Here is an 11552-nt window from a genome sequence, read left to right as displayed (position 1 = left end):
GAATATTTGCCTGCTTATGTTATATGGTTGCATGACTCTTCTTGATGATTTTGGGGGTTTATTGATACGTCATTTTTCTTGATTCCCGATTTTTCAGAACGGAAAAAGGAGTTTCTATTGACGACGGATGGTGGTTTGGGCATTTCTTTACCTCTTATCTTATTCCACCCATCCCTTACAGCGTCACTTACATAGCCTCCTATAGAGGATAAGCGCTCCGATATACCGTGTATCATTTCAGCATTTGACGCCATCCGAGCATTTTGCACGGAAGCCTGCATCAAGTAGGTACTATTAAAATATTCTCCTTTTCCTAATGCTTTGTTTGCCTCTTCCGCTAAACGATCAGCGCTTTCCAGACGCAGCTTTACTTGCTCTTTACTATAAAAAAGCTTATCAAAAACACCGATTCCCACAAAAGCCCAGCCTATGGGACCTGCATAAGAGCCAGTAGCTTTTAAAGCAAAATTTAAAGTAATATCACCTACAGTACTTTTAATGGCATCATTCCAAACATCTTTCTTTCCATCTAGCGAAGACCCAAATAAATTAAAAATAAAACTGATATAAATAGTCCCTCTTGTACCCAAATAGGTCTTAATATTGAGTTTGGAAAGAGCATCAGGCGATGAAATCCTCTTTAATATTATATCCGCAGAGTCTTTTCCAACTTCCTTGGCTAGTTTGCCCCAAATCTCTTCAGAACTTGCTTTCAATACACTGTTAAATGCAGATAGCAGTTGTTTTTTTAGTTTATCCATAATTTCGGGAGGAACATTGTTCTCTTTCTTCTTCTTTTTAATTTCTTCTACTGTATTTTGTATCTCTTGCTGTTTATCTGGCGGAAGTTTCGAAAGAATTTCTTGCCAAAGAGCAGCTTCTTGTTCAGGTGTCAGTGGTTTTTCTTTTTTCTTATCTAAATCAGACTCCTTCTCCTCCGCTGCTTTTTCGCCCACTTCCTCCTCTTCTTCTTCCTCTTCCTCTTTACGACGTGAAGGTAAGACAGGTTCTTCTTGAATTGGCAGCTTAACTTCTGGCACCCCATTCAGACCAAAAGCCTGGGCTATTTTTTCTATCCCGGCTTGAATATTTTCACGAGCTTTGTCAATGTAACTCGCATTGGTAATAGGGATATCCAAAGCCAAGTGTAATTCATCGTTTTTAATGACCTTGGTTCCATCCGCAGATTCAGTGTGTACTTCTCCTACTACTTCCTTAATCTCAATGTGGGCGCCATTATCGCCATAAACCACAGGTGTATGTTCTGCTTTATAATTCACCCGATCAAAATTCAGTTCACCAACAGCAATGGCTTGTTCGCCCGTTTGATTCGAAGCTCCCTGCCCTGCCAAACGCTGTAAATCATTAATATTAAGACTAATGCCAATGCCGGTATAAGATTCATGATCGACCATCTTCTCACTGACCAACTTACCAATCTCTACTTGACCGCCATTAACAAGTATTTTGCCTCCTTTCATGTGGGCTTCATCAATAACTACTGAATGTCCTGTGTTATCTCCTACATATATGCCACTATGATCTCTAACAACAGCTGAATCTCCTTTTCCTACATAAGCAGAGACTTGCCCAGAAAGGCTGGCACTGAATGATTCTGTTTGGGTTGTGGTGGTGTCTTGCTTGTCAATAATATTCAGATGTTCAATTTTTGCGTCCATGGAACCGGCTTTAATTACAGCGCCATCAAGAGTCACCTGACGCATGGCGCCGTCTTGATAACCTAATTGCATGTGACCATCAGCGGACAATTCTGCATTTACATACTGTGTTGATTGGGTATTGGTATGGGAGTATCCAATAGAGGCATCCTGCAATTGTCCTGTAGGAGAAACACCCACGCTTTGCGTTGTGGTGGTTTGGTCAACTGAGGAGTGCAATCCTGCGGATTTTGCTATGATTTCTGGTGCATTAACAATCATATTACCACCAGCGTGAACGCGCACACCATTTTCTAAATCAATTCCTTCACCTGCCTCAAGGAAAACATTTCCTCCTCTATTAACTCCGCCAACGCCCTGGGTTTGGTATTTGGTTTTTGTGGTACTTTCGCTCATTGAGAAAGTAATAGTCGGTGAAAATCCTTTGCCATCAGTGCCACCTAAACCGTAACGTGCAAGCACTTCACGGCCTAATGTATCGTTTGACAGACCACGCATCAAACTGTTCGTGGTGTTATATAAATTAATACCTAAATTAGAGGAGTCAGCCAATAGTTCAGTAGCATTATTACTGTTTAGCATGGAATTTAACTTTGCCATGGTCGCATCTTCAGCGGTCACCGCATCCATCAGACTGCCACTATTTTTCCATGCTTGCCAGCCCCCCATTCCTGGTACTGAGATACCCAGGCTTCGCGTTTTTTCAACGACTTCATGGTCAAGCAGGTCTACACCAAACTTAATACGACCATGGGCTTTCAAGTCTAAATCACCAGCACCAGCAAAATAAGCGCCACGCGCGTCGATGGAGCCTTCTGAAGAATAAATACGGGTAACCCCATTATCAAGAAATAAAGTAGGTACGGCTTCTTGATGCTTTTCATAAATTGAATGCTTGGATAACCCCCAAAGACTACTTGACGATTTATGTTTTTGGCTTTGTGTTTTTAAATTGTAGAGCTCCACATTATCGCGAGCAGAAATTTGTGTTCCACCAGGAGAAATAAAATTAGTCGCTACAGACTTAACTCCTCCGTGCTCACTTACTAAAATATTAACTCCAGTTGCAGACTGCACTGTTGAGTTGGTAACCGTTGTAGCTGTAGTGACACTTTTGCTGGATTTTCCATACCAGGTTTTAGTTTTCTTGATTTTGCTAACATGGGTTTCCTGCCGGGCGGCAAATTCAATGCCTTGATCTCCTTCAATATAATTAGTGCCATTGCTCACAAAATTAGAAGCATCGGAATAAACCTTGCCACCGGCTTTAATGTAAAGACCAACGCCTTCAGTACTGCTGCCGCTACCGCCTGCAATTAAGCCACCATCATATGCAGTAATCCAATCATAGGCCCCGCGATAGGTGCGAATATTACAGGCATTAATGACACTTCCCTGAGCAATTAGCTGCGTGTAATTTCCTGAACGAATAATCCCTCCGTAATTTTCAATATTACCTGAGGTTGCTTCTAGATAAGCATCTGTGCGTCCATTGATAATGCCCGCTCCTCCCATGGGTATTCCCCAGGCCGCACCTGCAGCATATGAGCCTGCAGAGATGTTTTTAATTTCACTGGCTTTTATAGCAACAGTATTTGCATTAACCACCCCACCTAAATTATAAAAACCGCCAGCAGCTTCAAAATTTGCCAATTCATTGCTATAGATGCTGTGATTGGTTCGAATACTTCCTGCTGATTTAACATACAGATTATTACTGGTAATGTTGCTTAATAAGGAAACATCACCCACTGTAGATATCAAACTTAAATCTCGCGCCTTATTATAATCGGCAGTCATTGTAATACCGCTTGCTTTTACCGTTAAATTACAATCCCGATAAAAAGGAGTATTTAAATTCATAGAGTCTTGAGTTTCTAACATGAGACTACTGGTAACTGTATAGTGATTGTATTGAGCGATGCCTGAAACAAATTGTGTTCCATCAGGAAAATGGTCGATAGCAAAAATGGCATTATCGATATCTGATGAACCGTGCAAATCTGCCATTTTTGCTTTCACATAAAAGAGATTATTATCGACATTTCCTTCAGGTGGCGTAAGTTTAGTAATTCGGCCGCCGTGTTCATAATGGTCAGTAAAGATGGCTGCTTGTCCTTGATAAGAAAGCTGGCTATTGTCGACAAATTTGGTGGTAGTAATACGTGAATCTTTGATGGTTTCCTTGCTAAGGTTACTTAGATTCATTTGATTCAATGTCACTGTGGAATGATCTAATTTAAAGACACCATCAGAGTTTAATATGTCCCCATTATAGACAGAATCCTCAAGTGCTAATTGCCCACCCTGGTGGATTTGTGTTTTGCCAATATCGAGACTAAAGCCTTTAAGATGGACCTGCGCTGAAATGTCTGATTTGTCACTGGCGATAGAGCCATAGGTTAAATCGACATCTGCTGAATCGCTTATCACCAGGGATTCACATTTCTCAACAGTTGATTCGGAGCCATCAGCGTTCTCAACAGATTTACCCTTGATAGAAGTATAATCTCCACCCTTAAGCGCACCATCCACTGCCACATTTTTTGCTTCTAAGGTAAAAATATTTTGTGGTTTAAACTCTTTTTCTACTTCAACTTCTGTCGTTGTCTCTGAGCTTTCTCCTTCGGGTGTTTGAGTGGTTTGCTCTTCTGGGGATGGGGCCTTGGGAGTGAACAACTCATCCTCAGCGGTTTTCTTCCCATTAATGACAGAACCTATTTTTGTATGTGCTCTATCAGCTTTTACCGACAAGACATTTTCGTAAGCAAGCTCCCCACCATGCTCAAACTGAGCGGTAATAATTTCAACATTATCAGTTTTGGCTCGTGAACTTTCTTCTGTCAGGAATTCTGTCTTATACTCATAATGAGTATCTTTAGTATCCAGTTTACCCTTTAACTGGAAGCTATCTCCTTTTAGAGATGACTTATGAATCTTTGTGCTAGCAGTATCATCATCCCTAAACTCAGTAATTTGACCAACGCAGCCGTCGAGACTAATCGTCTTTTGTTGCTCAAGCTTATCAATATCTAAAGAAAATTTAGAAAGCTCGGTCTGTCCATCATTTACTACGTTATTAGCTTCAATTGAACCGTAGGTCAGCTTGATATTCGCGTTATCACCAATGATTAATTCCTTAACTTTATTAGGCTTTTTCTCTTCACAGTTCTCTGATGTAGCTACAGTATCATCTTTCTTGCCCTGTATGGACGTGTAATCTCCTCCCGTTAAAGTACCATCCAGTACTACCTTTTCTTCAGCATTAATAATGAGCATATGCTGCGGTTTAAATTCCTTTTCTTCTACTTGGGCATCTGTAGTACTTGTCTCTTGACTGTTGGTGTCTTCTGTTTGTTCGCTTCCTTCTGCGGGAGTAGAGGGCTTTGATTTTGTTTTAAATAAATCTTCTTCAGCGGTTTGTTTCCCATTGACTACAGAGTTTTTTTGCAAACGAGCAGTCGTTGCTGTCACTACCAAAGTATTTTCATAAGCCAGATCTCCAGAATGTTCGAATACGCCTGTAATAATTTCAACATTATCTGTAGCTAATTTAGCACTCTGCTCTGTAAGAAATTCATCATGATAAGTAAAGCGGGTATTTTGAGCAGATAATTGCCCCGTCGTTTTAAAACTAGTACCTTCTAAAGAGGAACCTTTAATCTCAGTACTTGCGGTCTCAATGTCTCTGACCGTATCAATAGTACCAACGCAACCATCGAGTTTCATTTCTTTTTTTTTGCGTGAGATCATTACTATGTAAAGAAAATTTTGACAGTTCAATATGACCTGAGTTTTCGATATGTTGCGCATCGATGGAACCATTGACAAGCCTGATATCTGCGTCCTCACCAAAAGTCAAGCGTTCACACTTGGGTGTACTTTTTTCTTGATTCATGTCTGACTCAGAAGACTCAACAGCTTTACCCTGAATTTGGGTGTAATCCCCGCCACTTATTTTGCCATTTAAAGCAAGCTTTTCGCTTACATGCAGCTGAAAAATATGCTGTGGCTTAAATTCTTTTTCTACCTCAGTCTCAACTGTTTCTGTCGTTGACTCGGGAGATTGTTCCCCAGTTGTTTGAGCGTTTTGTTCTTCTGCAATTTTATTTTCTTCTTTGGCTTTAGGAACATACAACTCTTCTTCATCTGTTTTTTTACCGTCGATAATCGAACCTTTTTCCAGAGTCGCTTTATTCGCTTCAATATAAAGACCTTCTTCATAATCTAACTGGCCACCATGAAAAAACTCATTTGCCTGAATGACAACCTGTTTGGTGTTAGAGGTTGAATCTTTGTGGGTTGTAAACTTGTCGGTATAGACGAATTGAGTTCGTTCTGCATCCAGATGAGCGGTTAAATCAAAATTAGTACCAGTGACCAGCATGTCAGTGAATTCAGAGCTCGCGTCATTAGTATCAGTAAACTCAGCAATTTTAGCTTGTCCATTGTGTAATGCCAGTTTCCCTTCTTGGCTTAAGTGATTAATGGTAATATTTACATTATTTCCATCAAGTACGCCTGTATTTATCATCCCTTCTGCTTTGAAAGTAAATTGGTTAAAGCCTTCCAAACTACCGGCATTATAAGTGTAATCCGTTATAAACGTTGCTTCTCCACCGCCTGACCAGCCGCTATTATAGAAAAAGTTGTTTTCCACCGTATGCGAAAGTAGGGATGCTTCTGCACCTGTGTTTATACTAAACAAACTCTTTTTAACGGTAGAGGGCGCAAGACTTACCCCAAGATTAATATCTATTAAGGAATTATCTGAATAATTGCCTAAAAAAACGCCTGCAGTGCGGGTGCCGAAACGTTGCCAATCAACCTTCGATGCGGCTGTTTTAAAATTACCGAGGGAATAGGTCTTTGCATCAAACATCCAATCTGCCATGGTGGGTAAATCAGTCTTTAGATTCGAAAACTCACCGGGGATTAAATAGGCTGCATCAAAAGCGCCCCAAGCTGCTGAAGCAATACCCTTAAATTGACAAATCTGAGCCATCCACTCATGCCTGCGCATGTTGCGGTATTTCTCCCAACTAAAATTCTCATAAGTATCATAAAGAGAGTGCGCGCTATTCACTAAGCCAGGTACCATAAATGCCAGATTGATAGCATTGCTGTAGTTAGGCACAAAGGTAGCTGCAGCAATTTTGCCAACCGCGGCAAGATTGCTCAATGAAAAAATATAACCAGGATCTGCTGAAAAATTAGGGACTACTAGCCCACCATTTACAGAGAGTAACGTGGTATTGGAATAATTATTTGCGGCGATAAGACCCAAATTAGCGCCATAAAATCCTGCTACTGACAAAGATTTCTCGACATAGACTCCACCGGCAAGATTAAGAAGATTACTATGAACAGTCATATCCTTGGCCGAAAAAGAGCCAAAATTGGCAACTTTATCATCAAAGCCTAGATAGATACTATCTGCCTTGAAAGAGCCAAAGTTACGCAAGAGTCCTCCTCTGGCTTTTAAGTCGGCACTAAGATTCATGGAGCCAGAATGTAAATATTGATCCGCTTCAATAAGTAAATCGGCGGTTCCTTTCACTGTAGCACTTTTAGTTATATGCAATTCACCATTAACTCTAAGTTGAGAGGCTGCTTTTTCTTTGCTTTTTTCTTTTTCTTCTTGTGCACCTTCTGGTGTTTTATTTTGAGTCACCAATGTACCTCGGACTACCATATCCTCGGCTATAGCCACAGAATTTCCTTCTAAAGTCATAGTTGCAGATGACCAAACTGATAAAGTGTTTTTAGCTGCAACAACACTGTCACTGGCAACCATTTCACCAAAGGTTTGAATATCATTACTAGTGATTGTGGAATCTGAGAATTGGGCACGTGCTTCTTTAGCGACAGCAATAAGTTCATCTACTGTAACTTTTGACATTGAATTTGCTTCAAATTGATCATAAATGAGAAGTTCTTCTGCACATAAAAGGCTAGCACATAATTCTGTACGTCCTAGAGTGGTAAATCTTTTGGTGAACAGGCTGGACTCATTACTACTAATTGTTGAGTCAGATGCTGCTGTTATAGCAGAGGTTGCTACTAAGGCGCTACCTTCTTTAAGTTTAAATTCAGAGCATTGTCCTATCTGGGCTACAGAAGTTTGGATTACAGCATTTTTCTTCAGTTTTATTTTACTGGCTTGTGAGTTAAGGGTATTTTTGATCTGAATGCTACTTGAATCAAGTTTAAGCTTAGCATTTTCCTGCCAAAGACTTTCACAAGTAATTTTAGAGTCTTTAGCTTTCATTGCTCCTTGCGAATGAAGCAAACCCACCCGCAAAGTACTGTAATCGTCTAACGCAAGTTGCCTATCAGCGTAATTGCTTAATTGACTTTCTGTAATAAATTTTGAACTTTTAATTTTTAGATGGGCATGTAAATTATGATTGAGTTTCTCCGGAGAAACTCCATAAAAACTACACCGTTCTAACGTAACATGATCTAAGCAAGAAAATAGTTTTGCAGTTAAGGCACTTTTCTTAAATACCACCTCATCTTCTTTTTTGCTGCCTTGCAGCTTAAGTGTTTCTGAATGAGAAAACAATGAGTTTATTGCTGCATTTCTAGATATAATCTCTAGAGCACAAGCATCTAACCATACATCATTGATAAGTAAATTACCATTAAGGGTCATGATTTCTCCAGCAAGCTGAGAATCAGTTAACTCCGTAGTACCTCTTAGTCTCATTTGAGTTTGAGCATTTATTTTGGAATTTTTAATTGTTGTCTTACTTTCTATAGCGTGTAAGTAATTCGTGTTTACATCGGCATTTTCAAAAAGCACTTCGCCAGATGTTTCTATTGACTGATGAGCATTTATTTTGCAGTTTTTAATATTAGAGCTTGCCTCATTCCCAAGCCATAATTTATTAATTTCTATCTCTGACTGATTTATAAGGTCAATAAAGCCTGCATAGACAGTGCAGGATTGACCTTTATAATTGCAATCATCCAGACTAAATTGTCCACTACGCACCTCTATTACTGGAGAAGTAAAATTAGTGTCCTTTAATGCTGTCAGAGCTTGCTCCCCATGAATAAAATCCTGAGAAATAATGACAAGTGATTGCTCTGCATCAAAGATACCATGTTGTTGTACGTTTTTTGCTTTAGTGGTGCATTGATGAAAGGATAGTTCACCTTGGTTTTCAATCTCATCGATAGAAAATTTGGTATTAAAGGCATCAACAATAGCAGTTTCATCAACTAACAAATCCTGGTCAACAATAAAGTTTCCCTCTGTATTCTGATTTAGATGTTCGATACGAACCTGAGTGTCGCCTAGTATATGTAATTTGTTTGCATGTATATGAATATCGCCTTGCAATCGTAAGGTTGATTCTGATTTATCATTCCCCCAAACTAAAGCGCTAGCGGTTAAAAGACAACCGTTATTAATAGTTAGGTAGCCTCTCATTTGACATTGATGGGAAGTGATGAGGCGTAACGAATTAACTGTTGTTCTTACAGATGGGTCCTGTTTAAAATATTTTGTAGAGATGTCAAGTTGACCTGAAAGTTGAAGTTCAGCTTTTTGGTGTACATAGGCAGCATCAATTATCAGATTTTGTGCTTTAACACATGCTAAAAGACCTACTCCTTGATGCACATTTAAAAGAATTTCGCCGTCAGATGTAAGCGGTTTCGCTAACCATAAGGCCTCAGCTTTAATCGCTATAGTAGATTCACTCTCTACTTTGCCATTTATATATAAAGGTCCTTTTGCTTTAATTAAACATTCTTTTATCTTAAGATCAGCGAATAAATTGACTTGCTTGTCAGTATAAGACTCAACAATTAAACGACGCTCATCATCATAGTACCATTCAAGAATTTTGACATCCTTATCATAGAGCTCACCGTTTAGAACGGAGGCTATTAAGCTTTCAGTGATATTGTATTCATTATTTGTATCAGGGTTAATTTGTGCAGTAGCCTTTTTTTTATCATGCTGGCTAATTAAAGGTAGCTGATCTGGACTTTTATCTCGGGGTACTACGCCAAGATCATTTATTCCTATTTGTAATATTTTTACTGCACTAGCCATTTTCCCTATTCCTTGCTTTAATGATGCAAAATTTTAACGAGGGTAACTTTAATGTTTAATTCAGTTTGCGAATGCCTCTTACTTTGGTAGCCTTACTAGAAGGATCTTCATTAATTGCTATAGAAGCTGTGTTTGGTTGACTCAAAGTGCTCTGGCTAGCTTTAAAAAATATCCCTTGATTAATTAATAAATCAGCCTGATTTGTCTCGGAAGTTTTTTCTTTTTGTTGTTTTTCAAGGTGTTTCTGATCTGAGTCTGATGGAGATGTTTCATCATTGGCAGCTGTAGAAGTAGTCGTTTTATGTTCGTCTTTTGGATGTTGTGGTTTACAATTTGATAGAGAGCGGCCTTTCAAATCGCGTATGTCATTTTCTGTAATGTCCTGATGAACTGCGAATTTGCTTTCGAGTGCGGCAAGTCTTATTTCCAGACTCCCTGTCTTTTGTTCATTAGAGTCCATCCGTTGAGCTACTTCTGAGGGAATGGTATCGACATTTTTTGTGCTTTGATTTACTTCGTCGACGCATTCTTTAGCTAATTGTTCTGCTTTTGCCTTTTTGAGTTCTTCAAATTCTTCTTGTGCTGCATTTGCTATAACCAGTCCACCGCCAACAGCTGCCAGAGCAACCAATCCAGCAGTTCCTGCACCAATTGCGGCTACTATTGGGAGAGATATTGGAGCCGTGGCTATAAGAATCCCACTCATTACCAGTCCTGAAGTTACTGCCATACACGTCCCAAATAGGCCGAGGATAGTATATTTTTTTTTCATAATTTAACGTTCTCCTTTATATTTGGCTAACCACGGAATTTTCTCTTTGCCAATATGCCTCTTCAATTCGCCTAAAGCATTCTTCTGCGGTAGTCATTACCTTGGCATGGTGTTCTTCCATCTCGATATGGGCACGTCGAACATAACCCGGCTCATCAACACGAGTTGCAATAAAATCCGGGTAAGAATTAATGAGCTCATTTAATTGATGAACTAACTCCTTACTTTCAAGATTTCGTTGTAAAATTTGCTGATTTAATTTGCTATTTGTAGAGAAAAATCTCAACCGGTCTTCTTCCGTGGTGGTAGATGTTAGTTTTGGTGTGGCAGCTGCAATAGCATGCATTGCTTCGAAAATTCTAACCCTTTCATTTCCAACTTCTCGAACCATTTGTCTATAATCTTTCATGTCTGCAAGCCGGCTGTCTATCTCATCAACTTTTTTTAAGTGATTAGGTTTATCTAAGAAGCGTAAATAGATATCCACACCTAATAGTCCAAAACAAAAAATTACAATGCCCAGTCCTACAAGTAATCCTCCTAATCCAATCAATGGTAAGGATAAATAGCCCAAGGCAGTAGCCGTGACGATCAGACTAAGCAGAATAATTTCAGGAAAGAACGTAGCAATTAAAAGGGTTAAGAATCGAGTTGTATGAAGTAAAAGTAGCCCTAACTCTAAAAGCAGTTTTGCAATAGCAGCCAAGGCGGCTTTAGTTGCTCTGCACGATTCATTTGCGGCAACAGAAAAATTGAGTGTTATTAAAGAATAAATCGCTTTACTTAAGGCTTTAAAAGTTTCAATTATTAGTGACAGTCCTGAGCTTAAAAACCGCCATTGCAACGATTCCATAGAGATACAGATGTCTTTAAATTCTGAAAAATTTTCAAAAGGCTTAAAAAAATAATCTTTGGGTTGAACAAGCAAATTTTCTTTTAGTTTTTTTAATTGTTCAACATCTGCTTCTGTAAAATATCCAAACATCCTTAATTTCCATTTATAATTTATAATTTATAATTTCCTAAATAA

Annotated in this window: 4 protein-coding genes; all 4 read right to left on the bottom strand. The window is 39.1% G+C overall.

Annotated features, from left to right (window positions below):
- Positions 1–14 precede the first annotated feature (14 nt).
- From LDG_RS08915 to LDG_RS08900, 4 genes are read right to left on the bottom strand one after another with little or no spacing between them, the layout of a single operon-like run.
- Positions 15–5408 carry a hemagglutinin repeat-containing protein gene (locus LDG_RS08915; protein ID WP_006870970.1) on the bottom strand — a complete coding sequence of 1798 codons (5394 nt, stop codon included), beginning with the start codon at positions 5406–5408 and terminating at the stop codon, positions 15–17.
- A complete protein-coding gene (locus LDG_RS19635) occupies positions 5377–9750 on the bottom strand; it encodes a hypothetical protein (protein ID WP_006870969.1) in 4374 nt (1457 codons plus the stop codon). Before LDG_RS19635 ends, LDG_RS08915 begins: the two co-directional genes overlap by 32 nt.
- Before the next feature lie 55 nt (positions 9751–9805).
- Positions 9806–10522 (bottom strand): hypothetical protein, encoded by a 717-nt coding sequence (locus LDG_RS08905; protein ID WP_040535096.1) that lies wholly within the window; start codon positions 10520–10522, stop codon positions 9806–9808.
- Between the two features lie 16 nt (positions 10523–10538).
- Positions 10539–11507, bottom strand: a complete 969-nt coding sequence (locus LDG_RS08900; protein ID WP_006870967.1) for a hypothetical protein — start codon at positions 11505–11507, stop codon at positions 10539–10541.
- Positions 11508–11552: the final 45 nt, after the last annotated feature.

Source organism: Legionella drancourtii LLAP12, assembly GCF_000162755.2.
GTDB lineage: Bacteria > Pseudomonadota > Gammaproteobacteria > Legionellales > Legionellaceae > Legionella > Legionella drancourtii.
The sequence above is the reverse complement of the archived record's forward strand: the minus strand, read 5'-3'. Positions and strand labels throughout refer to the sequence as shown.

Bases quoted from the DNA above. Each gene is read 5' to 3' on its own strand.
- LDG_RS19635 (WP_006870969.1), bottom strand. From the start codon at position 9,750: ATGGCTAGTGCAGTAAAAATATTACAAATAGGAATAAATGATCTTGGC.
- LDG_RS08900 (WP_006870967.1), bottom strand. From the start codon at position 11,507: ATGTTTGGATATTTTACAGAAGCAGATGTTGAACAATTAAAAAAACTA.
- LDG_RS08915 (WP_006870970.1), bottom strand. From the start codon at position 5,408: ATGAAACTCGATGGTTGCGTTGGTACTATTGATACGGTCAGAGACATT.
- LDG_RS08905 (WP_040535096.1), bottom strand. From the start codon at position 10,522: ATGAAAAAAAAATATACTATCCTCGGCCTATTTGGGACGTGTATGGCA.